At 40.0% G+C, this 23,936-nt stretch carries 25 protein-coding genes; 22 read left to right on the top strand and 3 right to left on the bottom strand.

Going from position 1 to position 23,936, the window contains the following annotated elements; all coding sequences use genetic code 11:
- The first annotated feature begins 316 nt into the window (after positions 1-316).
- The 12 genes from CSV70_RS11485 (at position 317) to CSV70_RS11430 (ending at position 14,626) form a co-directional block, all read left to right on the top strand.
- Positions 317-2,032 carry an adenine deaminase C-terminal domain-containing protein gene (locus CSV70_RS11485; RefSeq protein WP_099627673.1) on the top strand — a complete coding sequence of 572 codons (1,716 nt, stop codon included), beginning with the start codon at positions 317-319 and terminating at the stop codon, positions 2,030-2,032.
- Between the two features lie 9 nt (positions 2,033-2,041).
- Positions 2,042-3,055, top strand: a complete 1,014-nt coding sequence (locus CSV70_RS11480; RefSeq protein WP_099627672.1) for a DUF3048 domain-containing protein — start codon at positions 2,042-2,044, stop codon at positions 3,053-3,055.
- 26 nt (positions 3,056-3,081) lie between these two features.
- Positions 3,082-3,402, top strand: coding sequence for a YerC/YecD family TrpR-related protein (locus CSV70_RS11475; RefSeq protein WP_085131740.1), 321 nt, complete (start codon positions 3,082-3,084; stop codon positions 3,400-3,402).
- Between the two features lie 82 nt (positions 3,403-3,484).
- The gene (gene pcrB, locus CSV70_RS11470) at positions 3,485-4,183 is read left to right on the top strand and encodes a heptaprenylglyceryl phosphate synthase (protein ID WP_085131739.1); all 699 of its coding nucleotides are present in this window, start codon (positions 3,485-3,487) and stop codon (positions 4,181-4,183) included.
- Between the two features lie 44 nt (positions 4,184-4,227).
- Positions 4,228-6,462: a DNA helicase PcrA gene (gene pcrA / locus CSV70_RS11465; protein WP_099629049.1), complete on the top strand. Its 2,235-nt coding sequence runs from the start codon at positions 4,228-4,230 to the stop codon at positions 6,460-6,462.
- A 27-nt stretch (positions 6,463-6,489) separates the two neighbouring features.
- Complete coding sequence (ligA, locus tag CSV70_RS11460) at positions 6,490-8,517, top strand: NAD-dependent DNA ligase LigA (protein WP_099629048.1); 2,028 nt, start codon at positions 6,490-6,492, stop codon at positions 8,515-8,517.
- The gene (locus CSV70_RS11455; RefSeq protein WP_085131736.1) at positions 8,501-9,631 is read left to right on the top strand and encodes a CamS family sex pheromone protein; all 1,131 of its coding nucleotides are present in this window, start codon (positions 8,501-8,503) and stop codon (positions 9,629-9,631) included. The genes ligA and CSV70_RS11455 overlap by 17 nt, the downstream gene beginning before the upstream one ends.
- Positions 9,632-9,719: 88 nt before the next feature.
- Positions 9,720-10,007, top strand: coding sequence for an Asp-tRNA(Asn)/Glu-tRNA(Gln) amidotransferase subunit GatC (gene gatC, locus CSV70_RS11450; RefSeq protein WP_099629047.1), 288 nt, complete (start codon positions 9,720-9,722; stop codon positions 10,005-10,007).
- Between the two features lie 55 nt (positions 10,008-10,062).
- The gene (gatA, locus tag CSV70_RS11445; RefSeq protein WP_099629046.1) at positions 10,063-11,526 is read left to right on the top strand and encodes an Asp-tRNA(Asn)/Glu-tRNA(Gln) amidotransferase subunit GatA; all 1,464 of its coding nucleotides are present in this window, start codon (positions 10,063-10,065) and stop codon (positions 11,524-11,526) included.
- Between the two features lie 2 nt (positions 11,527-11,528).
- Entirely contained in the window at positions 11,529-12,959 is a 1,431-nt protein-coding gene (gene gatB, locus CSV70_RS11440; RefSeq protein ID WP_085131733.1) for an Asp-tRNA(Asn)/Glu-tRNA(Gln) amidotransferase subunit GatB, read from the top strand.
- A gap of 98 nt (positions 12,960-13,057) precedes the next feature.
- Positions 13,058-13,627, top strand: coding sequence for a thioredoxin family protein (locus tag CSV70_RS11435; protein ID WP_099627668.1), 570 nt, complete (start codon positions 13,058-13,060; stop codon positions 13,625-13,627).
- Positions 13,628-13,702: 75 nt separating this feature from the next.
- Positions 13,703-14,626: a diacylglycerol kinase gene (locus CSV70_RS11430; protein ID WP_085131731.1), complete on the top strand. Its 924-nt coding sequence runs from the start codon at positions 13,703-13,705 to the stop codon at positions 14,624-14,626.
- 111 nt (positions 14,627-14,737) lie between these two features.
- Here the strand turns inward: CSV70_RS11430 and CSV70_RS11425 are convergent, their stop codons facing one another.
- The gene (locus CSV70_RS11425; protein WP_085131730.1) at positions 14,738-15,169 is read right to left on the bottom strand and encodes an NUDIX hydrolase; all 432 of its coding nucleotides are present in this window, start codon (positions 15,167-15,169) and stop codon (positions 14,738-14,740) included.
- Positions 15,170-15,484: 315 nt separating this feature from the next.
- Between CSV70_RS11425 and CSV70_RS11420 the strand changes: the two genes are divergently transcribed.
- From CSV70_RS11420 to CSV70_RS11405, 5 genes are all read left to right on the top strand, one after another.
- Positions 15,485-16,822, top strand: a complete 1,338-nt coding sequence (locus CSV70_RS11420; RefSeq protein ID WP_369802590.1) for a cytochrome ubiquinol oxidase subunit I — start codon at positions 15,485-15,487, stop codon at positions 16,820-16,822.
- Positions 16,819-17,844: a cytochrome d ubiquinol oxidase subunit II gene (locus CSV70_RS11415; RefSeq protein WP_085131728.1), complete on the top strand. Its 1,026-nt coding sequence runs from the start codon at positions 16,819-16,821 to the stop codon at positions 17,842-17,844. The genes CSV70_RS11420 and CSV70_RS11415 overlap by 4 nt, the downstream gene beginning before the upstream one ends.
- Before the next feature lie 12 nt (positions 17,845-17,856).
- On the top strand, positions 17,857-17,991 hold the full coding sequence (cydS, locus tag CSV70_RS16790) for a cytochrome bd oxidase small subunit CydS family protein (RefSeq protein WP_255397469.1): 135 nt from the start codon (positions 17,857-17,859) through the stop codon (positions 17,989-17,991).
- A gap of 67 nt (positions 17,992-18,058) precedes the next feature.
- A complete protein-coding gene (gene rlmD, locus CSV70_RS11410) occupies positions 18,059-19,423 on the top strand; it encodes a 23S rRNA (uracil(1939)-C(5))-methyltransferase RlmD (protein ID WP_099629045.1) in 1,365 nt (454 codons plus the stop codon).
- A gap of 235 nt (positions 19,424-19,658) precedes the next feature.
- A complete protein-coding gene (locus tag CSV70_RS11405; protein ID WP_085131726.1) occupies positions 19,659-19,973 on the top strand; it encodes a hypothetical protein in 315 nt (104 codons plus the stop codon).
- A gap of 213 nt (positions 19,974-20,186) precedes the next feature.
- Here the strand turns inward: CSV70_RS11405 and CSV70_RS11400 are convergent, their stop codons facing one another.
- A complete protein-coding gene (locus tag CSV70_RS11400; RefSeq protein ID WP_369822357.1) occupies positions 20,187-20,600 on the bottom strand; it encodes a cupin domain-containing protein in 414 nt (137 codons plus the stop codon).
- Positions 20,601-21,034: 434 nt separating this feature from the next.
- On the opposite strand from CSV70_RS11400, the gene CSV70_RS16785 reads away from it, so the two are divergent.
- The 5 genes from CSV70_RS16785 to CSV70_RS11395 all read left to right on the top strand — a co-directional run bounded on the left by CSV70_RS16785 (position 21,035) and on the right by CSV70_RS11395 (position 23,292).
- Positions 21,035-21,157, top strand: coding sequence for a hypothetical protein (locus CSV70_RS16785; RefSeq protein ID WP_255397468.1), 123 nt, complete (start codon positions 21,035-21,037; stop codon positions 21,155-21,157).
- Between the two features lie 66 nt (positions 21,158-21,223).
- Positions 21,224-21,346 (top strand): hypothetical protein, encoded by a 123-nt coding sequence (locus CSV70_RS16780; protein ID WP_255397322.1) that lies wholly within the window; start codon positions 21,224-21,226, stop codon positions 21,344-21,346.
- Positions 21,347-21,881: 535 nt separating this feature from the next.
- The gene (locus CSV70_RS16775) at positions 21,882-22,004 is read left to right on the top strand and encodes a hypothetical protein (RefSeq protein WP_255397467.1); all 123 of its coding nucleotides are present in this window, start codon (positions 21,882-21,884) and stop codon (positions 22,002-22,004) included.
- 53 nt (positions 22,005-22,057) lie between these two features.
- Positions 22,058-22,180: a hypothetical protein gene (locus CSV70_RS16770; RefSeq protein ID WP_255397466.1), complete on the top strand. Its 123-nt coding sequence runs from the start codon at positions 22,058-22,060 to the stop codon at positions 22,178-22,180.
- A 152-nt stretch (positions 22,181-22,332) separates the two neighbouring features.
- Positions 22,333-23,292 (top strand): bile acid:sodium symporter family protein, encoded by a 960-nt coding sequence (locus CSV70_RS11395; RefSeq protein ID WP_099661124.1) that lies wholly within the window; start codon positions 22,333-22,335, stop codon positions 23,290-23,292.
- A gap of 48 nt (positions 23,293-23,340) precedes the next feature.
- Here the strand turns inward: CSV70_RS11395 and CSV70_RS11390 are convergent, their stop codons facing one another.
- Positions 23,341-23,520, bottom strand: coding sequence for a hypothetical protein (locus CSV70_RS11390; protein ID WP_099627664.1), 180 nt, complete (start codon positions 23,518-23,520; stop codon positions 23,341-23,343).
- Positions 23,521-23,936 lie beyond the last annotated feature (416 nt).

Raw genomic sequence — 23,936 nt, 5'->3', positions numbered from 1 at the left:
TGACTTCTAAGACAGTCTTTTTTTAATACTGTAGGAAGATGTTTGGAGTCTACGACCTTATAGTAGATGCTACATACTCTTTCATTCGATTAAAAAATATGTTATCCACAACATCTTTAATAATCCGTGGTTTATTAGTGGAAAAGGTGTGGGTAATTTGTTAGTAGTGTGTGTAAGTATCCATTATATTGTGGATTAAACAAAAATAGCTTGTGGACAACCTTTGCGCAGCACATCTATTCTAGATTGCATTGCTATGGTACTATAAAGCAACAGTAACAAACAGTAAAACTACTTTAAAGGAACGGTGATCTGCATGTGGAGTGTGAAAGAAATCCAATCGCAACTAGCGATTATTAATGGACAGAAAGCGCCTGATATCGTAATTAAAAATGCTACGTACTTACATTCTATATTCAAGAAATGGATGCAAGGGAACATTTGGATTCAAGGTGACCGAATCGTCTATGTAGGGGAACGTATGCCAGCTATGCTTGAAGGAACAGAATGTGTTGACGCTTCCGGCAAGAAAATAGTCCCTGGATATATCGAGCCGCATGTTCATCCCTTCCAATTATATAATCCAGAAACATTTGCGGATTATGCATCTCGTCGAGGCACAACAACGTTTATATCTGACAATCTCATCTTGTTCTCGATGCTGGACCAGCAAACAGCATTTACATTCATTGATCAACTGAATGAACTGCCGTTTTCATTTTATTGGTGGGCACGTGTTGACTCGCAAACCGTATTGCAAAATGAAAAAGAGCTTTTCAATCCTGTAGATATTGCGAATTGGATGGAGCGTCCTGATGTATTGATGACGGGAGAACTGACAGGCTGGCCTAAATTATTACAGGGTGATCAAAATATGACGCAGTCTTTATTAGAATCTAAACGACTGGGGAAAAAGATTGAAGGACATTTTCCCGGTGCATCGGAACGTACACTAGCTCGCATGAAATTACTTGGAGCGGACGGCGATCATGAAGCGATGACTGCAGAGGAAGTGGAAAGACGCTTGCAGCAAGGATATGCTGTCACATTACGTTATTCCTCGATCCGTCCTGACTTGCCAAATATATTGAGAGGTATTGTAGAGAAGGAGTTGGATGTTTTTGATCATTTAATGATGACGACTGATGGTTCCACACCTTCGTTCTACCGTGAAGGCGTAATGGACCAATGCATCCAGATAGCACTTGACGCGGGAGTATCGCCGATTGATGCGTATCAAATGGCATCATATAACGTGGCGAGGTACTACGATATTACGGACTTGCATAGTGTAATTGCGACAGGCCGTTTTGCGACATTAAACTTTTTAGAGAATGAACATAACCCTGTGCCAACTGACGTGTTATCGAAAGGGAAGTGGGTTCTCCGGGATAGTATGTCGTCTGATGCTTTCAAAGCAGTCGATTGGAAAGCACTGCCGGCATTTGAATTGCCTTATGAACTGACAGATGAAGACTTCACATTCCCTTCTTCAATTGGGATTCAGATGGTCAATGATGTTATTACAAAAGTATACGAAAGTGATCTGGATCTCAGTAGTCCCACTATTGCTACTGGCGATGAGTGCTATTTGATATTACTGGATAAGAACGGAAAATGGCGAGTCAATACGATGTTGAAAGGGTTTGGAGATAATCTGCAAGGTTTTGCATCTTCCTATTCAAATACTGGAGATGTATTATTGATAGGACAGGATTGGCAAGAGATGAAGAGAGCGTTTAATGAAATCAAGAATATAGGCGGAGGCATGGCACTTGCTGAAAACGGTGGAATTATTGAAACATTGCCATTAGAGGCAGCAGGCGGATTGTCTGTTCAACCGATGGAAGTGATCATCGAACAAGAGCTAGCCATAAGAAAGGCATTAAGAGAACGTGGCTATGCGCACGGAGATGCCATATATACATTATTATTCCTTCAATCTGTTCATTTACCGTATATCAGAATCACGCCGGTTGGTGTATTGCAAGTGATGAAAAATGAACTATTAATTCCTAATATAGAAAGGTAGGAACGTATATTGATATGGAATGGGCGAAAGTTACTCATGATAGCCGCAGTTAGCGTAGTATGTCTCGGAGGTTGTTCATCAAAAGATCAGTCTGAACCAGCAGAACAAGAAAAACCGAATGATGTGTCATTGTTTACAGGTGAATTGATAACGGATTCCATCGATCAACGTCCTATCTTAGCGACAATTAGCAATATACCTGCTGCTCGTCCACAGTCGGGACTTTCAGATGCGGATCAGATATACGAATTCTTAGCTGAAGGTCAAATTACGCGCTACGCTGCGCTTTTTCAAAGTAAAGTACCGGATCAGTTAGGTCCTATTCGAAGCGCACGTGATTATTTTGTACAATTAGCTGCAGGTATGGATGCATTTTATGTCGCTCACGGTTATAGTCCGGATGCAAAGAAATTACTTGATGGTCGGGTAGTCGACCATATAAATGGCATAAATTATGACGGGACTTTATTCGAACGTTCAGCAGATCGCCGTGCTCCACATAACTCTTATATTTCAAAGGAACATATTGAAGAAGCTTTTAGTGTCACAAATGCTTCCGAAAAGATCACTGCACGACCATCCTTTTCTTTCCTAAACCCCGATGAAAGTGATAAAATAGGGGATATGGCATCAGCGGTACAAGTATCGTATAGTTCAGACCCGAATTTTATTAGTACGTATCAATATAATCAACAAGCAAATCGGTATTATCGATCTGTTAACGGCATTGAAACAGTGGATAAGTTAAATGAACGACGTATAGAATTAGCGAATATTATCGTGATGGAAATGGATCATCAAACAGTTGATCAACAAGGCCGACTTGCAATAGATCTAGAATCTGGTGGGCCTGCCATGCTGTTTCATGAAGGGATCGCTAAATCGATTGAATGGCAAAATAAAGATGGGTTTTTAACTCCAATGGATCAAGATATGCCTGTTAAATTAACAGCAGGGAAAACCTGGATCCACATTGTTCCATCATTATCAGGTCCTTTCACTTCCGTCACTTATACCCCGTAAGATCGACATAAAGAGAGGATGAGACCATGCAAATAGATAAAATCCGCGGAAAACAAATAGATCAGTTGTTTCAGGCAATCCTAGAACTAAAGGATGTAGAGGAATGTTACATGTTTTTCGATGATCTTTGCACGATGAGCGAAGTCCAATCACTTGCACAAAGACTGGACGTAGCACATAAACTGCGACTTAAAAAAACGTACGATAATATCCAACAAGAAACAGGTGCAAGTACAGCTACGATCTCCCGCATACGCCGTTGCGTAGACTACGGGTCTGGTGGTTACAACCTCATGTTGGATCGACTCTATCCTGAACTCCAAAACAATCAAACAAAAAATAACTAACACAACCGGCCAGGGATAAAACCCCACCGGTTTTTTAAAAGTTATATAAAGCGAATTTGACAAAAGAAGGTGGAAAGAAAATATGAACTATAAAACATGGCGGCATGCATTTAAAATTGATCCAGCCAAATTCATCTCAGATGAACAAATAGAAGCGGTAGCAGAGTCTGGAACGGATGGAGTCATCATTGGTGGATCTGACGGCATCACATTGGAAAACGTACTTGATTTACTTGCGCGTTTCCGGCGTTTTTCCGTGCCACTTGCCTTGGAAGTATCTACTGTAGAATCGGTCACGCCGGGATTCGATTATTACTTTATTCCAACGGTCTTAAATACAACGGATTCAAAATGGCTGAACGGTTTGCATCATGAAGCACTTCGAGAATATGGTCATATGATGAACTTCGATGAACTGGTGACAGAAGGTTACTGTATTTTAAATCCTGATTGTACAGCTGCGAAGGTGACAGGGGTAGACCATGTTCCGGATGAAGAAGATGTACAAGCATATGCACGTATGGCTGAACACTTATTTTCCTTGCCGATTTTTTATTTAGAATACAGTGGACAATACGGTGATCCGCAAATTGTTCGATCAGCGAAGGAATTACTTACAAACACTCGTCTCTTTTATGGTGGCGGAATTCGTTCAACGGAACAAGCAAAAGAAATGGCAGCCATTGCAGATACAGTAGTAGTAGGAAATGTTGTATACGATGATCTACAAATGGCTCTTAAAACAGTCGAAGCTGTGAAATCTGTTCCCTTACCTGTGTGAGTAGTATATAGTAAGAACAAATGTTCCTTAAAGGCGGTACTAATATGAATAAACTATCAGATGATTTACTAAAAGGTATGAATCCTGAACAAGCGCGTGCAGTCAAAACGACAGAAGGGCCTTTGCTCATTATGGCGGGTGCTGGTTCTGGAAAAACTCGTGTGTTGACGCACCGAATTGCATATTTGGTTGTGGAAAAACAAGTGTATCCTTCCAATATATTAGCTATTACATTTACAAATAAGGCGGCACGTGAAATGCGTGAGCGAATTGATGGATTACTTGGTCCGGGTTCAGGAGAACGTATGTGGGTTTCAACTTTCCACTCGATGTGTGTTCGAATTCTACGTAGGTTCGTAGATCGAATCGGTTTATCTAAAAATTTTACGATTCTTGACAGTGCGGATCAAATGACTGCAATGAAACGAGTTTTGAAAGAACTGAATCTCGACCCGAAGCAGAATGATCCGCGTGCGATGCTCGGAATTATTGGCAATGCAAAAAATGAATGCATTGATGCGATGGAATTCCGTAAAAATTCAAATCCTCAAAACCCCCATGAACGTACAGTAGCAGATATTTACGATCGTTATACTAAAAAATTGCGTCAGAATCAATCAATGGATTTTGATGACTTAATTATGATGACTACGGTCTTATTTGAACGAGTTCCTGAAGTGCTCGAGTATTATCAAAATAAATTTCAGTATATTCATGTGGATGAGTACCAAGATACAAACAACGCGCAGTATCGTCTCGTCAAAATGCTGGCATCAAAATTCCGTAATGTCTGCGTAGTAGGTGACTCCGATCAGTCAATCTATCGCTGGCGTGGTGCAGATATCGGTAATATTCTCTCTTTCGAAAAAGATTATAAAGAAGCGAATGTCATTCTTTTGGAACAAAACTACCGTTCCACCCAGAGAATTTTGCAAGCAGCAAATGATGTGATCGACAATAACAAAAGTCGCTATGATAAGAAATTGCGCACAGATAACCCTGAGGGCGAGTTAATCTCGATCTATAAAGCACGCGATGAAAAAGATGAATCACAATTTGTTGTACAACAAATCATTGAGTTAAAAGAAAAGCTAGGATTAACATTGGATCAATTTGCGATTCTCTATCGAACTAACGCGCAATCTCGTCTAATTGAGGAATATTTATTGAAGTCAAATCTTGATTATACAATTGTAGGCGGTACAAAGTTCTATGATCGTAAAGAGATAAAAGATTTACTCGCCTATTTACGTCTCATTGCGAATAATGATGATGACTTAGCTTTAGCGAGAATCATTAATGAACCGAAACGAAGCATTGGTGCAACTTCATTTGAACGTATGGCAACTTTTGCATTACAAAACGATCGCTCCATGTTTGATTCATTGCAGGAAGTGGATTTCATGGGTTTACCTAAACGAGCATTAACAGAAGCAGTAAAATTCCATGAACTGATCAATGGATTCACTCAAATGCAAGAGTATTTATCAGTCACCGAACTAGTGAAAGAAGTCATTGATAAGTCGGGCTATCGTGAGATGTTGGAAAAAGAAAAATCCATCGAAGCAGAAAGCCGTCTAGAAAATATTGAAGAGTTCTTATCGGTTACAGAAGCGTTTGAGAAACGTGCAGCAGAAGAAGAGGAGGAACCTTCACTCGTTGCATTCTTGACTGACCTTGCTTTAGTAGCAGATATCGATACATTGGATAAAGAAGAGAACACTTCCACGGAAAAAATCGTCTTAATGACGATGCACGCAGCAAAAGGATTGGAATTCCCTGTAGTCTTTGTTCTCGGCATGGAAGAAAACATATTCCCGCATATTCGAGCACTTGCAGATCCGGAAGAAATGGAAGAAGAACGAAGACTCGCGTATGTAGCAATCACACGCGCGGAACAGCGCCTTTACCTGACAAGTGCAGGTCATCGGATGTTGTTCGGTAAGTCAAACTTCAATCAACCATCACGTTTCCTCAATGAAATCTCGGAAGAACTGACTGAGCTGTTGGCTGATGGAAATGGCATGAGTGTACCTTTCGCCCAAGCACCTAAAACAAGAGCTAAACGTCCAGCAGTCAAGCGCCCAGCCTATAATGAAAGTGGCGGAGAGAAAATGCAGTGGAAACCTGGAGACAAGGCGTCCCATAAAATATGGGGAACTGGAACGGTTGTGAGTGTTAAAGGTGAAGCGGAGGATATGGAGCTAGACATTGCCTTCCCTAATCCAGTTGGGATTAAGCGACTATTAGCTAAATTCGCACCGATTGAAAAAGAATAAAGCCCCTTTAAGGAGTGTGGAAAATAGATGGATGATGTTCTAGAACTAGAGAAGCGGGTAGAGGAGCTCAATAAAACCTTGCATGAATATGGGCGTGCATATTATGACTTGGATGCCCCTATCGTTCCCGATTCAGAATACGATGAGAAAATGAAGGAATTGTTGGCGATTGAAAAAGAACATCCTGACTTGATCTATCCTGATTCACCGACACAACGGGTTGGCGGAGCACCGCTTGAGGTGTTTAATAAAGTCGTTCATCGTTATCCGATGCTAAGTTTAGCGAATGCCTTTAATGAAGAAGACGTAAAGGATTTCGACAGACGTGTAAAAGAAGCGACGGGTAACGCTGTTTATGTATGTGAACTGAAAATTGATGGTCTTGCCGTTTCATTGCAATATGAAGAAGGTCGTCTTGTACAAGGCGCTACTCGTGGGGATGGTTCAGTTGGAGAAGATATCACGGCCAACTTAAAAACTATTCAATCCATACCACATAAATTGAATGAACCTTTGACGATTGAAGTGCGCGGTGAAGCGTATATGCCGAAGAAGTCATTTGTTAAATTGAATGAATTCCGTGATGAAGCAGGTGAAGTTCCTTTTGCCAATCCGCGAAATGCAGCTGCGGGTTCACTCCGTCAATTGGATTCAAAAGTGGCGGAGAGCAGAAATTTAGCTACATTCATTTATGCGGTAGGCGGCGATGCGGAAATGTATGGCTTGGATAGTCACACGGAAGCGCTCAATAAAGTGGATGAACTAGGTTTGACGACGAATAAGGAACGTAAGCGTTGTACGACCATTGAAGAAGTATTGGAATACGTAGCCTACTGGTCAGAAAATAGACTAAACCTGGATTATGAAATTGATGGTATTGTAATAAAAGTCGATAACTTCGAATCGCAGGAGCAATTGGGCTATACAGCAAAGAGTCCTAAATGGGCTATTGCCTATAAATTCCCTGCAGAAGAAGTGCATACCCAATTGCTAGATATCGAGTTAAGCGTAGGTCGCACAGGTGTAGTTACACCGACAGGGATTCTGAAGCCTGTTCTTGTAGCAGGTACGACAGTGGGACGTGCATCTTTGCATAACGAAGACTTGATCCGTGAGAAAGATATTCGTATTGGTGATCACGTTGTGTTGAGAAAGGCAGGCGACATCATTCCTGAAATCGTCATGTCATTGAAAGAACAGCGAACGGGTGAGGAAGAACCGTTCCATATGCCCGACAACTGTCCTGTTTGCGATTCAGAACTCGTTAGGATTGAAGGGGAAGTGGCACTGCGTTGTGTGAACCCTAAATGTCCTGCGCAGATGAAAGAAGCGTTAATCCATTTCGTTTCAAGAAGAGCAATGAATATAGATGGTGTGGGCGAAAAGCTTATTGAACAATTGTATACTGCTCATTTGGTACAAGATGTATCCGATTTATATACCTTAACGAAAGAGTCATTATTGAGCTTGGAACGGATTGGCGAGAAATCCGCAACGAATATTTTGACGGCTATTGAACAGTCCAAAGAGAATTCTTTAGAGAAATTATTATTTGGACTGGGTATCCGCCATGTCGGTGAAAAAGTTGCAAGAATCTTGGCGGAAGAGTATCGTACCCTCGATGCGTTAGAACAAGCAACAGAAGAAGAACTTGTAAATGTTTTTGAAATCGGTGCGATTGTCGCTGATTCTGTGACAACGTACTTTAGTACGGAAGAAGTTCAGGAAGTGATGAATAAGTTGCGTTCTTATGGTGTAAATACCGTTTATAAAGGTGCCACACGAGAAGAGTTGCCAACTACTGGACCTTTCGCTGGAAAAACGATCGTATTGACAGGAAAACTCACAGAATTGACACGTGGGGAAGCTAAAGAACAGATTGAATCGCTTGGCGGGACTGTCAGTGGCAGTGTCAGTAAGAAAACGGATCTGGTCATTGCGGGCGAAGATGCGGGATCCAAATTGACGAAAGCAAAAGAATTAGGGATTGAAATTTGGGACGGACAAGCTATGCTTGAAGCCCTTGGAGTGGATATGAATGAAAAGAACGACTAAGTTTATAACGGGCATTCTGTCGGCAGTATTGCTGACAGGATGTGTACCAGCGCCAAGCGATGATCAGGAAAAAGCAGTGCAAGAAACAGAAAAAAGTGAGCAGGAAATGGTGCTCATTCCTGATGCTCAAATTAAAAAAGAGTACTACCGGACACCTGTTCCATTTAAAAAAAGCGCGAGCCGGGGGTTGGTCGTCAATAATCTCCATACGAAGTACGATATGCAGGAAACAGAGGAAGGCTTATTGCGCCTGTCTTCGTTATATTTCGATCCAAAAGATTATTTCTTCCAGGAAGGTCAATATATAGACCGCGATACTGCAAAGCAATGGATTTCTAGAAAATCAAATTTCGAAGCAGGTCTCAATCCTGCAATAACTGATGATATGTCGCCAGCTCAAATTGCAGATGAGGCACCGATTTATCTTGCGCATATCGTCGAGCAAAACTATTTACAGATGACTGACGATAAAAAAGTGAAATTGGCTGGCATTTCTATTGGACTGGCGATGAATTCGGTGTATTATCCACGTGAAGGCAGTGAACGCCGAATTGATGATAAAACAATCGAAGAAAAAGGCAAGAAGATGGCGGATATTATTTTAAGTAGGTTGCGCAGTAAACCGGAGCTTGCGGATATTCCAATTGCGGTTGGATTGTTTAAGCAAGAAAGTCGCAACGATATTGTACCAGGCACATATTTTGCCACTTCTTTAGCTGCAAAAGGTAAAAAAGAATTTACTGGTTGGAAAGAAGTAGACGAGCAGTATGTATTACTCCCCGCATCTTCATCAACGGGGAATTATCGTGACTTGAATACGACATTCAAGAACTTTAAACAAGACATTGATGATTACTTCCCAAGCTTTGTAAATGTCATTGGTACAGCTTTTTATAAAGACCAGAAACTCCATTCTTTACGTGTGGAGATACCTATACAGTTCTTCGGCAAGACAGAGCTGATCGGATTTTCACAATACTTGACTTCATTGGTTAAAACGCATTTTAAAGATGTTCCGATCGAAGTAAGTGTCACATCAGTTAATGGTCCCGAAGTGCTGATTGTGAATGATAATGAGCGAGATGAACCGTTTGTACACGTCTACGGATATTAACAGATTTTAGGTAGTAACATGAACTTTCCAATAAACTGATTAAATGGTATGATTAATTGTACGATTGCAAAATGAGGAGGAACGATGTATGACAACATTTTCGAAAGAAGACGTCAAGTATTTTGCGGATTTCGTCCGTATTGGCCTCTCCGAGGAAGACAAAGAAAATTTCTCTGCAAAGATAGCAGATTTGATTGAAAGTGTAAGTAATTTAAGAGAAGTGGACGTTACAGGTGTAAAACCTATGACGCACCCAGTTGCTATGATCAACGTCTTGCGTGAAGATGTGCCAAAAGATATCTTGGACCGTGAAGTAATGCTGGCCAGTGCAGAAGATCAGGAAGATGGACTTATTAGGGTTCCAGATATTCTGTAAGCGAATTTCGGTATAAAATACCATTCATGGCACAATGATAGTAGGAGGAAAAGTGATGACGTTAACTAGTAAAACAGCAACAGAACTTCAAGCACTTTTACAAAAAGGGGAAGTTACTGCTAAAGAAGTAACAGAAGCAACATTACAAACGATTGAACAGCACGAAGAGGAAATTCACGCGTTTATTCACGTCGCAAAAGAAGAGGCTACAAAGCGTGCAGAACAGCTTGATCAAGAAGCTGCTAATACACGTGGCCGTCTTTTCGGTGTTCCAATCGGTATTAAGGACAATATTGTAACAAAAGATATGAAGACAACATGTGCAAGTAAAATGTTGGAAGACTTCGTACCTGTTTACAATGCTACAGCTATAGATAAATTGGAAGCCGCTGGCGCAATCAATATTGGAAAACTCAATATGGACGAGTTTGCAATGGGTTCTACTACTGAAACATCTTATTTCGGTAATACATTGAATCCTTGGAACACAGACTATGTGCCAGGCGGTTCTTCAGGCGGTTCAGCAGCAGCTGTTGCAGCGGGAGAAGTTCCACTGTCCCTTGGTTCAGATACTGGTGGTTCAGTTCGTCAACCAGCTGCATTCTGTGGAATTGTTGGAATGAAACCTACATACGGTCGTATTTCACGTTTTGGTTTGACAGCATTTGCTTCATCACTTGATCAAATCGGTACATTGTCACGAACTGTGGAGGATAACGCACTATTGCTTAGCGTAATCGCGGGAGAAGACGACAATGATAGTTCATCTTCTGCAAAAGCGGTTCCTGATTTCACGGCAGCACTTACAGGCGATATTAAAGGTCTAAAAGTGGCAGTTCCGAAACCTTACTTAGGGGAGGGTGTCGATGCAGAAATCGTTACAGCAGTAAGAGAAGCAATTACTGTATTGGAATCACTTGGAGCCGTTTGTGAAGAAGTAGAATTGCCACATATTCAATATGCGCCAACTACGTATTATGTAATTTCTTCATCCGAAGCACAATCCAACCTTTCACGTTTTGACGGATTGCGTTATGGCTATCACACAGAAAACGCTGAAAATCTAGAACAAGCATATTTCCGTACACGTCAAGAAGGGTTTGGCGATGAAGTGAAAAAACGTATTATTTTCGGTACGTATGCAATGAGTGCGGATCATCATGAAGATCTATATGTACGCGCACAAAAGACTCGTACATTGATTGCACAAGACTTTGATTCTGTATTTGAAAAGTATGATGTAGTCATTGGACCAACTGCTGCTACAACAGCATTTAAACTGGGTGAAACAGGCGGAGATCAGCTAGTTCATTATGCAAATGATGTTTTGGCGGTACCAGCTAACCTTACAGGTCGTCCAGCACTATCCATACCATGTGGTTTCGTTAATGAACTACCGGTTGGAATGCAAATCATGGGTAAGCACTTTGACGAAGAAACAGTATATAAAGTGGCTCATGCTTATGAACAAGCAACTGACTTCCACAAACGTACTCCATCGATTCGGGAGGGGAAATAATCATGAACTTCGAAACAATAGTTGGATTAGAAATCCACGTAGAGCTTAAAACAGATACTAAAATCATGTCTCCGGCGCCCGCTCATTTTGGTGCAGAGCCGAATAAAAATATTCACGTAACAGACATCGCATATCCTGGTGTTTTACCTACGTTAAATAAAAAAGCTGTTGAATTTGGAATGAAGGCATCTATGGCATTGAACTGTGACGTTGCGCCGATTATGAACTTTGACCGTAAACACTACTTCTATCCTGATAATCCAAAAGCATACCAAATCTCTCAAGACAAGCGTCCTGTAGGAGCAAACGGTTGGATTGAAATTGAAGTAGACGGCAAGAAGAAAAAAATCCGCATTGAACGTGTACATTTAGAAGAAGATGCAGGGAAGCTGACCCATACAGAAAATGGCCATTCATTAGTGGACTTAAACCGTCAAGGAACACCGTTAATCGAAATCGTTACAGAAGCAGACGTGCGTTCTCCAGAGGAAGCATATGCATTTCTAGAAAAGCTGAAAGCAATCATTCAATATACGGGAGTATCTGACGTACGTATGGAAGAAGGCTCACTTCGTTGTGATGCCAATATTTCATTACGTCCATTCGGTCAAGAAAAGTTTGGAACGAAGACAGAGTTGAAAAACTTGAACTCGTTTAACTTTATTCGCCGTGGAATTGCAAATGAAGTAGCTCGTCAGGAGAAAATCCTTTTGTCTGGCGGTACCATTCAACAAGAAACTCGTCGTTATGACGAAGCAACTGGCGACACAGTATTGATGCGGATCAAAGGCAGCGCCAATGATTATCGCTTTATTAACGATCCTGACTTACCTGAAGTTCATATCGAACAAGAATGGATTGATCGTGTCCGTAAGGAAATCCCTGAATTACCAGATGCCCGTAAAGCACGTTATGTGTCTGAACTGGATCTTCCGGAATATGACGCACACGTACTGACTTTAACAAAAGAAATGTCTGATTTCTTTGATGCCACAGTAAAAGCTGGAGCGGATCCTAAATTGGCTTCTAACTGGTTGATGGGCGATGTATCGGCATATCTAAATGCAGAATCAAAAGAACTGCATGATACTTCATTGACGCCTGAAAACTTGGCGCAACTTGTAAAACTGATTACAGATGGTACAATTTCTTCTAAAATCGCGAAAAAAGTATTTACTGATCTCGTGAAAAAAGGTGGGAATCCTGCTGATATCGTCAAAGAAAAAGGACTTGTTCAAATTTCCGACGAAGGTACATTGCGTACAATTATTACCGAAATCCTGGACAATAACGAACAATCAATAGAAGACTTTAAAAATGGTAAGGATCGCGCAGTTGGGTTCTTAGTTGGACAAGTTATGAAAGCAACAAAAGGCCAAGCAAATCCACCGCTTGTTAATAAATTATTGATGGAAGAGATCAAGAAGCGCTAATCTATCAATCAAATGAAAACGTTCCAGGAGAAGCCGAAATAGTCTGAACCTGGACGTTTTTCCTCGTTAATATACACAGTGAAACAGGGGGGATTGTATTGAAAACAGAACAACAATATTTTGAAGATGCTGTATCACTTCAAACGTATATGGACAAAATGGCAACACATAAGGAAAACAGTTTTTTGATCTATCATGCATTTGAAGTACCACAGGATGATGAATTTATTGAATTGCTGAAAGAAAAGCAACCCCATATATTAGTTATTACAGAAGACTGGTGTGGCGATGCAATGCTGAATAATCCAATCCTTCGAAAAGTTACGGAAGCTGCCAATATAGACGTTCGCGCTGTGTTGAGGGATGAAAATCCAGAGCTGATTGATCGATATTTAACGAATGGTGGACGTTCGATTCCTATGTATTTACTATTAAACGCAGCGGGTGAGGTAGTTGGAAAATGGGGGCCACGGGCATCAGTTCTTCAAAAGTATGTGATGGATGGTCGTGCGAAACTACCAGCTAAAGCCGCTTCTGATTTTGAAGAGAAACAAAAAATGTTTTATACTCAGTTGATGGCTGAATTTACAGCTAAACCTGAAAATTGGCTTGCTGTTTATAGTGATATTCGGTCGACATGGCTTCCAGTTCTACAATTGTCTCAGTAACAATGTGCAAGAAACCATTTGAAAATGGCAAAGGTCTGATTTGTTTCAGACGCGAAAGGATCGAGGGGAAAGTGTATGAAACGTGCACGCATTATTTATAATCCTACTGCAGGAAGAGAAGTCTTCCGTAAACATTTAGCAGAAGTCCTCGAAAAATTGGAGAATGCGGGCTATGAAACATCCGCTCACGCTACAACTTGCGAGGGTGATGCAACAGCGGCAGCGAGAGACGCGGTTCGCAGAGGATTCGATGTTATTATTGCTGCAGGTGGCGATGGTACGCTCAATGAAGTAGTTGAAGGTGTCGGACATTTTGATAAACGTCCAAAAATCGGTTTGATTCCTATGGGAACAACGAATGATTTCGCAAGAGCGTTGCGTATTCCGAGAGAAATCGATGATGCTGTAGATATTATTTGCCAAGGAGATTCGATACCGGTCGATGTAGGGTTAATGAATGATCGCTACTTTATTAATATAGCCGGTGGCGGCCGCATGACGGAATTGACATATGAAGTTCCAAGCCGTTTAAAAACAGTAATTGGTCAGTTGGCTTATTACTTAAAAGGAATTGAAATGTTGCCTTCTATACATTCCAGTCATCTTCGTATAGAGTACGATGGAAATGTATTTGATGAAGAAGCTATGATGTTTTTGATTGGCTTGACTAACTCGGTTGGCGGATTTGAGAAATTAGCACCTAACTCCAGTATTAACGATGGATATTTCACATTGCTTATTTTAAAGAAATGCAATATTGCAGAATTTATTCGTGTGGTCACATTAGCTTCTCGTGGAGAACATTTGGATGATCCTTTAGTTGTTTCAGCGAAGGCAGAAAAAATTGTGGTGACTTCCAAAGACGAAGTGTTATTGAACTTGGATGGAGAATACGGCGGCGTGTTGCCGGCTACTTTCCAAAATTTATATCAACATGTCGAAATGTTCGTACCGTTACACAAATTACGTCCGCAGGATCAAGTGAACCAAATCAAATAAAAAGTAAAAAGACTATTCCAGTCGAATTTCTAACGTTCGGATGGAATAGTCTTTTATTGTGAAAAATTAATTGGGTGAGCCCGATGCAATGCGCATCGTATCAGGTCGATATCAGATGTATTCAATCGCTTCTCCTTGTTTAGCAGCTAACTTTGGCACTTCTTTCAACGGCATCCAACGATAGCTGAATAATTGACCTGCGTCTTTTCCTTCGCCTTCTACGATATGTTCCCATTCGTGCTTGTTTTCTCCTATATAGGAAAAATGGAAAATTGTACGTTCGTAAATTACATTCTTATCTTCCGGGAAATATTTTGAAGCTTTAACTTTACCTTCTAGTATAAGTTCATCACGCACGATACCGGATTCTTCTTCGATTTCTCGATATAACGCATCCAATAATAGTTCGTTGCGTTCGATAGTACCACCAGGAACTTGTAAACCTGCTTCAGGCTGATCCTTTTGCTCATATACGAGCAATTTACGATGTCTGCCTTCCCCTTTTGTAATATACGCGATAACTTTTCTTTTAACTCTTTTCATTTACTTTCACCTCTCATTAGTTAACCAATTATACTGTAAATACTAACAAAATACAAGTAAAATGGGTTAATCGATTAGTATACAATAATTAGATGGGCTGTGAATGTGGAAATACGTCTAAATTTCAACAAATCGCTTTAAAAAGGTTATTGAAATGTGTTTTAAGGGAAACACTAAAGTAGAACTGTGCTTAGGAGTGATTGTGTGTATAAAAGACAGGAAAAGCGTCTGATGTGGTTAGCATTTATTGTTGCTGGTATTATGTTACTATCAATTGTTGGAAGATTATTCTCGTGAAAAAAGGAGGTGGCCTGTGTGGATTCAGTTTTTTATTCTAGAATATTGACAGAACTAACTTTATCGTTTCATATTATCTATGCAACCATTGGCGTCGGTGTCCCACTCATGATCATGCTAGCCCAATGGGTGGGTATCAAGAAAAATGATGAGCATTATATCTTACTGGCTAGACGTTGGGCACGTGGTTTTGTCATCACCGTAGCCGTAGGGGTAGTGACAGGGACAGCAATAGGTTTGCAACTTTCCTTATTATGGCCGAACTTTATGGAGCTTGCGGGAAATGTGATTGCTTTACCATTATTCATGGAGACGTTCGCTTTCTTTTTCGAAGCAATTTTCCTCGGCATTTACCTATATACATGGGATCGTTTTGAAAATCAAAAGAAACATTTTCTACTCCTTATTCCAGTCGCGCTTGGAGCTTCATTCTCTGCAGTATTCATAACCATTGTAAATGCCTTCATGAATGCACCACAAGGCTTTAACTTAGTGAATGGTGAATTAATTAACGTCAATCCTCTTGTAGCAATGTTCAACCCTGCCATGCCCACAAAAGTCGCGCATGTGGTCGGGACAGCTTATATGACATCTGCCTTTTTATTGGCTGCTATTGCAGCATTCCGTTTGTTGCGTGGTTCGAATCACGTCTATCATAAAAAAGCTCTATATCTTACTTTGAAAGTGGGATTCATTTTTAGTGTGAGTGCAGCGCTGATTGGGGATTTGTCAGGTAAATATTTGGCCGAGTATCAACCTGAAAAGTTGGCGGCTGCTGAATGGCATTTTGAGACGGAAGAAAACGCCCCGTTAATACTGTATGGTGTGCTGGACGACGGGGAAGTTAAATACGCCATTAAAATACCATATGCGCTTTCTATCTTGGCTCACGGTTCACCAAGTGCTGAAGTCATCGGGTTAGATCAATTTCCCGAAGAAGATATACCTCCACTATACATCCATTATCTCTTTGATATTATGGTAACGATTGGAATGCTGTTAATGGCATTGTCGGCTATATACTGGATTGGTATGTGGCGAAAATGGTCATTTGTCGAGTCTCGCTTATTCCGTTGGCTAATTGTTATAGGAGGACCACTCGTTTTCATTTCACTCGAAGCGGGTTGGTGGTTAGCGGAAGTGGGACGTCAGCCGTGGATATTACGTAATATTATGCGTACTGCTGAAGGTGCAACAACTAGTGGGCAAGTACCGACTATGCTTGTACTCTTTGCGCTTCTCTACTTGGTTCTCGGTATCGGTAGTGTGGTTGTATTAAGGAGAATGTTCATCCGGAATCCGGTAGAACAAGAAATCTTAGATCGGCAGCAGGAGAAAGGCGGTGACATCCGATGAATATCGAAATTCTAGGGATTACGGTATTGTGGGTGTTTTTGTTCGGTTACATTATAATTGGTGCGATTGATTTTGGAGCTGGATTTTTCAACGCATACAGTTTATTTACGGGCAGACAGCGAATATTGACTAATGTCATTCAGCGCTATTTATCACCAGTCTGGGAAGTAACGAATGTCTTTCTAGTATTTTTCTTCGTGGGAATTATTGGATTCTTCCCAAAAACCGCCTTTTATTATGGCACCACATTGCTAGTCCCGGTTAGTTTTGCCATTATTCTTCTGGCAGTCCGTGGTTCCTACTATGCATTTGAAACGTATGGAGCCCGTGGTCACAAAGGATATTCTTTTGCTTACGGTTCGACGGGTTTATTACTTCCGGCATCACTGTCAATCGTATTGACGATTTCTGAAGGTGGATTTATTGAGTTAGTGAATGGACAGCCGGTTTTAGATTACTGGAAGTTGTTCACTAGCCCACTAACATGGTCGATTGTAGTGCTCAGCATAGCGGCAACACTTTATATCTCATCCGCATTTTTGACGTGGTATGCGAATAAAGCCGGGGATCGGGAGGCAACGCAACTTTTAAGGAAATACGCGCTTATCTGGGCATTGCCGACGATCATCGCAGCTGGCGGGATTATATTTGAATTGCGTAAGCACAATCCGCTACATTACGAGAGTATTCAAACGTTTTGGCCTATGTTTCTGATATCGTTTATCCTGTTTCTAGGTACGGTTTTCCTAATTTGGAAACAGCGTCATTATGGTGTGGCAGTCGGATTATTAATAGGACAATTCATGTTTGCTTTCTTTGGCTATGGCGCATCGCATTATCCATACTTGCTCTACCCGTACTTGACGATTTACGATAGCTTTACGAACCAAGCAATGGCGATTGCTTTAATCATTGCATTCATATGTGGATTATTATTGCTAATTCCATCGCTTTATTTACTATTACGTATGTTCTTGTTCAATAAAGATTATGTAAAAGGAAAAGAAAATCACCATGCATAAGGAGGCAATAAGATGAATGAATTTTTGATTTTCTATGCGCCTTTTCTAGTCATCATCGCGGGTATCGTTTTATCGTTCTTTGTTGTCTTGAAAGACGATGCAGTGACAAGAAATGAGTATAAAAACAGTAAAGAAACAGACGTGTGATTACGTCTGTTTTTTTGTTTGCCTCCCCGTGTTACACTAGAAGTATCTGAAAGATGGAGGAAAAATCATGAGCTTTGCAGTAAATAAAAATGAAAAAATACGAGTGACAATAGAAGATCTGACACATGATGGGGCAGGCGTTGCGAAAGTAGAAGGCTATCCATTATTTATTCCAGGAACGTTGCCTGGAGAAACAGTCGATGTACATGTATTGAAGACATTGAAGAAATATGGTTTCGCGAAGTTAGTAAATATCGTGGAACCATCCCCATCTCGTGTAAAACCACCTTGCCATGTATTCCCGACATGTGGTGGCTGCCAATTGCAACATTTGTCCTACGAGAGCCAGTTGATTCAGAAACGCAAATCGGTACGCGATGTAATGGACCGGATCGCTAAACTTCCAGACGTGCCCGTGCATGAAGTAAAAGGAATGGATGATCCGTGGCGTTACCGCAATAAATCACAAATACCATTTGATACGGAGAACGATCGCATAATTGCTGGCTTCTATAAAGCCCGTACACATCACATAGTCGATACAGATGTTTGTCTGATCCAAACGAAAGAAGCAGACGAACTGATGACGATGCTTAAGTATAAACTTCAACAGCTTGGTATCGAGACGTATGACGAACATACACACAAAGGTATGCTGCGTCATGTAATCATTAGAAAAGCACGTCAGACGGGTCAAGTGATGGTTGTACTCGTGACGCGACATAAAAAATTCCCGCAAAAAGACGCAGTAGTCCAATTAATTCAGCAACAATTACCGAATGTGACGTCCATTATGCAAAATGTGAATACAGCGAATACGAATGTCATCATGGGCAATGAAATGGTCCATCTATATGGTACGGATGTCATCATTGATCGGATTGGAGAGACTGAATTCGAAATTTCAGCACGTTCTTTCTATCAAATAAATCCCGTTCAAACGGAAGTGTTGTATCAACAGGCACTTGATTACGCGAACCTAACTGGAAATGAAACAGTAGTGGATGCGTATTGTGGAATAGGAACGATTTCATTGTTCTTGGCAAAGCAAGCGAAGGAAGTATACGGAGTTGAAATAGTACCACAGGCGATAGAAGATGCAAAGCGTAATGCGGAACTAAATGGTATTACCAATACACATTTTGAAGCAGGCCCAGCAGAAGAGATTATTCCAAAGTGGTACGCGCAAGGTAAGCAGTTTGATGTATTAGTCGTCGATCCGCCACGTAAAGGGTGCGATGAAAAATTGTTAGAAACCATTTTAACTTATAAACCAAAAAAGATTGTGTATGTGTCTTGTAATCCAGGAACATTGGCGCGAGATTTACGCATTCTTGAGGATGGGGGCTATCGCACGAAGGAAGTTCAGCCGGTAGATATGTTTCCTCATAGTAGTCATGTGGAGACAGTCGCTTTGATAGAGTTGAAATAACTTGGCGGCAACGAGGTAGTGACTTTGGTAGAATATAGGTGTTTGTTTAAAATCCTCTCTGACAGGTTGTTGAGAGGATTTTTGACCGTTTATGCTATCGTACTGTTATGTGAAATTCAAAATGTGCGATGCTGTATTTGAATAAATAATAAAAAAACGATTGAAGAAATATCGTAAATATCGACTTCATGTTACAATAACTGAATTAGTTAAGAATGGGAAGGAGGGTACTCAAATGGCATTAGGCATATTGGAGATCATGTATATAGTTTTAATAATCCTAGCAATAGGAATGCAAGTCGTATTATATAAAAGTAAAACCAATAACAGTATAATCATAATCAATATGTTATTTGGCCTGCTTTTATCCTACCTAGCGTTTACATCTTTTCCTACAAACTTTACAATTCAAAGGACTCTGGCCATCGTAATGGGGATTGTAGCTGTATTGGCAGTTGTTATGAAGTTTAGAAGTGAAGAGCTTGTGTTTTTAAGTAAAATTGCGTTCTCAATTTCTATCGTGGTTAGCTTAGCGTTGCTTTTTTTATAAAAATTCTTCTACTATGAACATAAAATGCCTATTCGCTTAGGTGAAAGAGACAAAACAGTAAATTGAAATTCAGCTGATCAGCTTACAACATTCGATGAATTTGTATTCTTATAGAGAAGGATGAATCGAATAGAAACGAAAAAGACAAGGCACCGTGCAAATGGCTGCCTTGTCTTTTTACTTTTCCATCATAGCAACAGTGCATTTCATAAACTAGAGATATTTATTGTCAGCGGTATGTGAGGACTCCATTTCTTCTGCGATAGCCTTCGTTTCATGAATTGTACCGTGCGGATGATTTGGCGGTGCATAAATAGAATACAATTTGATAGGAATAGTACTTGCGTTTAGTAAATTATGCCAAGCACCAGCTGGAATAATAATAATATTATGATCTTGAACGTGTCGCTCGAAATCTACTTGATCTTTTCTACGTCCTATCTGAACCATACCCTGCCCTTCCTCAATCCAAATAAATTGATCGATATGTGGGTGCATTTCCAAACCAATATCCTCTCCCGGTGCAATACTTATAAGTGTGAGCTGCAAATGGTCACCTGTCCATAATACGGTGCGAAACGTTTGGTTGCGTTTTGTTGCTTCTTCGATATCAATCGTGAAAAGCATAGGACCATGATCTGTTCGACTACGGTGTGATAGTACAGATGAATATTCGGCTTGATTCATTGGTTGTAGAGGAAACAAGTGAAAACAAGGACATACATATACTGGCTGATCTCCACACACTAATATGAAATTAGAAACAGATGGATTGATCACGCTCATTCATTTCTTTATGTTTTCATCATAGTTTATGTCTTACATACTGTGCTGTGTTTAATTGAAAGTCATAGAGAAAAGAGAGTATACAGCTAAACCTATGGTGGTTAGAATTCACAAAGTGGTCATATGTAAGCGGTTCATGTTTGAATGAATTGTGAAAGTCTTCACAATGTACCCAAATCGTTTACTAAGGATAGTATACTAAAGGTAACAAGAGAAGTTGGTCATGAATTCTCTTTTAAAGAATCAAAATACAACCAAAAAGGAGACTGAACAACATGTGGGTTATCACATTGTTCGAAACAGAAAAAGTACGGATCTTTGAATATGCAGAGAAAGCAGAAGCTACAACTGCCATGGAGATGTTCAATGAGTACGCTGTTTTATCCTATACAAAATAAAATCACTAAACATACACATAGCCAACAATACTGAATGATAAAAAAGTAATAGGGAGGCTGAACAACGTGTGGGTAATAACTTTATTTGATCAAGCGAATGTACGAATCTTTGAATATGCTGAGAAGGTTGATGCAATGAACGCAATGAAGAACTTCAGCAAATATGCCGTCCTTTCGTACACTAAATAAGCAGTTAACACTTTAACCGTAGCGAACGTAGCTACGGTTTTTTTACATTTTAATTGAATTGAAATATGTATAATTGCAGATATAAGTTCGCAACTCCTGTCGAAAGAAATAATTTTGTGTTGATAAAAAAATTAAGTATTACTTTAATAATATGCATAATTTATACGTGAGTACTAAGAAAACGTTTGCAGACACAACTTTGCCATATGTAAGCGTTTTGACTTTGAATGATTTGTGAAAAGCTTCACATATCGGTTTCTTTTGTTGTAGAACAGAGTATGATAAGAGTATCAAAAGAAATTGGTTAGCAGATTCCATTCAAGGAACTATGCTGCCAAACAAAAGGGAGACTACACAATATGTGGGTTATCACATTGTTTGACCAAGCAAACGTAAGGATCTTTGAATATGCTGAGAAGGTTGAAGCAACAAATGCAATGAAAAACTTTAACAATTACGCAGTCCTAACATACACATACTAAGCGTTAGTTTTTATATCGATACACGAATACAAATTAAAAGGAGACTGACAAACATGTGGGTAATTACATTATTTGATCAAGCAAACGTACGGATTTTTGAATACACTGAGAAGGCTGAAGCAACAAACGCAATGAAGAATTTTAGCAAATATGCAGTACTCTCTTACACAAACTAAGCTTTAGTTTCATAAACAGAACATCAATACAAATTGAAAGGAGACTGGAAACCATGTGGGTAATTACATTATTTGATCAAGCAAATGTACGGATTTTTGAGTATGCTGAGAAAGCAGAAGCGACTGATGCAATGAAGAACTTTAGTAAATACGCCGTTCTTTCATACACAAAATAATTTTACGAAAACATAACCGTAGCCATTCAGCGCTACGGTTTTTTTATGCACCCATACTATTTATTAGCTAAAACATTGATTCTCACATAATCTACTATGCTAGAATACGACTATATCAACGATGACGTCAGGCTAGTAAAGAAGGGAATTATATGTTTAGTAGTTTGAATATCTTTTTACAACGATGGATTGCCATCTTAACGCCTCTTAGCTTAGTGTTCGGTGTATTGTTTCATCAGGTAGGGGAGCAGTTATTATTTATCGTCTCTTGGTTGTTTGCGTTTATGACGTTCGTAGGCAGTCTAGGTATGAATGTCAAAGAAGTGCGTATGGTAAGGAAGTATCCCGCCGTAGTACTCGCAAGTATCACCTTTCTGCATATAGTAATGCCTGCGTGGGCTTACTTTTTATCCATAATCTTTTTTGATGACCATTTATTAACGGTAGGCTTTGTGTTGGCGGTAGCTATTCCAACAGGTGTTACGAGTGTGATTTGGGTAACGATCTCGAAAGGTAATCTACCTTTATGCTTATCTATTATATTAATTGATACATTACTAGCACCCATCATTTTACCAGCTATTCTATATTTCGTCGTAGGAGAAAGTGTAACAATTGATACGATGTCACTGATACTTAATTTACTTTGGATGATTGTACTACCAACCATACTAGGTATCACGTTAAATGAACTATCAAAGGGAAGCATTCAGAAGAAATGGGGACCTCGTTTAGCTCCATTCTCTAAACTAAGTCTGTTTGCGATTATAGCGATCAATGGTAGTGCGGTAGCGCCTTATGTTCAGAAGGTTTCTTTTGAACTTGCCGGCGTTATTGCCCTAGTACTGTTCATAGCGTTAACGGGCTATGCAAGTGCTTTATGGATCGCGCATGTACTATGGAAAGATCCAGTGATTGCTACTACATTCATATTTGTGGGAGGCATGCGAAATATTGCAACAGGTGTTGTCATTGCGACAACGTTCTTCCCAGCGAAAGTCGTCATGCCGATTGTTTTCGGTATGCTATTCCAGCAAGTACTTGCCTCTGTATACAATAAGGTAGCGAACTGGTATGGAAGACGTTATTTCGGGATCAATGAAGGGGTATAAAATAAAACAACTGCCGTTATTCTGAATAACAGAACACGGCAGTTATTTTTATTTTTTCTTCTTCTTATTTTTCGGCCTAGATCCAAACTCTGCAGAAAATTCTTCTGCTGAATGCCCCTCGGGATGTTGATTATTACTGTTACTCGCTTCTTTGTTTTTATTTTCATACGTATTCAACGGGTTGTGTGTCCGTTCATTCATGGTTTTTTTATTATTTTTATTCGTCATGTTCGTCCACCTCCTACCGATTAGATTGAGCAAAATCCGAAATTTTATACAACAATTGACGATATCAAAAGAAGTCAGAAAAGTATTATCATGACTAAAAAGAGATGGAACGATAAGTATGAACAATCTAAACAACTAGACATACTAAATGAGCAGAACGAACAAGCATTGATTGCGATCCACGATGCAGCTGAAAAAGGAGACTAAGGAAGTACTAGGTGTTCTAGATGAACTAGGACAAGTAGGTAAGCAAATCGCTTTTATTTATGAATTACATGATGCATAGCAAATAACTTTGTTGTTTTCCTCTTCAGAAAGACAGCACCAAACTGGGCGTTTTTGATAAAGCATTGCTATCTATGGCCCCATTATTTATAATGAAATAGTCTGTAAATTGTATGTGTATGCAGGCTACT

Source organism: Sporosarcina sp. P25 (assembly GCF_002743235.1).
GTDB classification, from domain to species: Bacteria; Bacillota; Bacilli; order Bacillales_A; family Planococcaceae; genus Sporosarcina; species Sporosarcina ureae_B.
Note: the sequence above shows the minus strand (reverse complement) of the source record. Positions and strands in the feature narration are given on the sequence as shown.

What these genes read in the sequence shown, in the direction of transcription:
- CSV70_RS16775 (WP_255397467.1), top strand. Translation starts at nt 21,882, where the DNA reads ATGTGGGTAATTACATTATTTGATCAAGCAAACGTACGGATTTTTGAA.
- CSV70_RS11395 (WP_099661124.1), top strand. Translation starts at nt 22,333, where the DNA reads ATGTTTAGTAGTTTGAATATCTTTTTACAACGATGGATTGCCATCTTA.
- CSV70_RS11475 (WP_085131740.1), top strand. Translation starts at nt 3,082, where the DNA reads ATGCAAATAGATAAAATCCGCGGAAAACAAATAGATCAGTTGTTTCAG.
- ligA (WP_099629048.1), top strand. Translation starts at nt 6,490, where the DNA reads ATGGATGATGTTCTAGAACTAGAGAAGCGGGTAGAGGAGCTCAATAAA.
- pcrB (WP_085131739.1), top strand. Translation starts at nt 3,485, where the DNA reads ATGAACTATAAAACATGGCGGCATGCATTTAAAATTGATCCAGCCAAA.
- rlmD (WP_099629045.1), top strand. Translation starts at nt 18,059, where the DNA reads ATGAGCTTTGCAGTAAATAAAAATGAAAAAATACGAGTGACAATAGAA.
- CSV70_RS16785 (WP_255397468.1), top strand. Translation starts at nt 21,035, where the DNA reads ATGTGGGTTATCACATTGTTCGAAACAGAAAAAGTACGGATCTTTGAA.
- gatC (WP_099629047.1), top strand. Translation starts at nt 9,720, where the DNA reads ATGACAACATTTTCGAAAGAAGACGTCAAGTATTTTGCGGATTTCGTC.
- pcrA (WP_099629049.1), top strand. Translation starts at nt 4,228, where the DNA reads ATGAATAAACTATCAGATGATTTACTAAAAGGTATGAATCCTGAACAA.
- CSV70_RS11415 (WP_085131728.1), top strand. Translation starts at nt 16,819, where the DNA reads ATGAATATCGAAATTCTAGGGATTACGGTATTGTGGGTGTTTTTGTTC.
- CSV70_RS11390 (WP_099627664.1), bottom strand. Translation starts at nt 23,520, where the DNA reads ATGACGAATAAAAATAATAAAAAAACCATGAATGAACGGACACACAAC.
- gatA (WP_099629046.1), top strand. Translation starts at nt 10,063, where the DNA reads ATGACGTTAACTAGTAAAACAGCAACAGAACTTCAAGCACTTTTACAA.
- cydS (WP_255397469.1), top strand. Translation starts at nt 17,857, where the DNA reads ATGAATGAATTTTTGATTTTCTATGCGCCTTTTCTAGTCATCATCGCG.
- CSV70_RS11455 (WP_085131736.1), top strand. Translation starts at nt 8,501, where the DNA reads ATGAAAAGAACGACTAAGTTTATAACGGGCATTCTGTCGGCAGTATTG.
- CSV70_RS11485 (WP_099627673.1), top strand. Translation starts at nt 317, where the DNA reads ATGTGGAGTGTGAAAGAAATCCAATCGCAACTAGCGATTATTAATGGA.
- CSV70_RS11405 (WP_085131726.1), top strand. Translation starts at nt 19,659, where the DNA reads ATGGCATTAGGCATATTGGAGATCATGTATATAGTTTTAATAATCCTA.
- gatB (WP_085131733.1), top strand. Translation starts at nt 11,529, where the DNA reads ATGAACTTCGAAACAATAGTTGGATTAGAAATCCACGTAGAGCTTAAA.
- CSV70_RS16770 (WP_255397466.1), top strand. Translation starts at nt 22,058, where the DNA reads ATGTGGGTAATTACATTATTTGATCAAGCAAATGTACGGATTTTTGAG.
- CSV70_RS11425 (WP_085131730.1), bottom strand. Translation starts at nt 15,169, where the DNA reads ATGAAAAGAGTTAAAAGAAAAGTTATCGCGTATATTACAAAAGGGGAA.
- CSV70_RS11430 (WP_085131731.1), top strand. Translation starts at nt 13,703, where the DNA reads ATGAAACGTGCACGCATTATTTATAATCCTACTGCAGGAAGAGAAGTC.
- CSV70_RS11400 (WP_369822357.1), bottom strand. Translation starts at nt 20,600, where the DNA reads ATGCTTTTCACGATTGATATCGAAGAAGCAACAAAACGCAACCAAACG.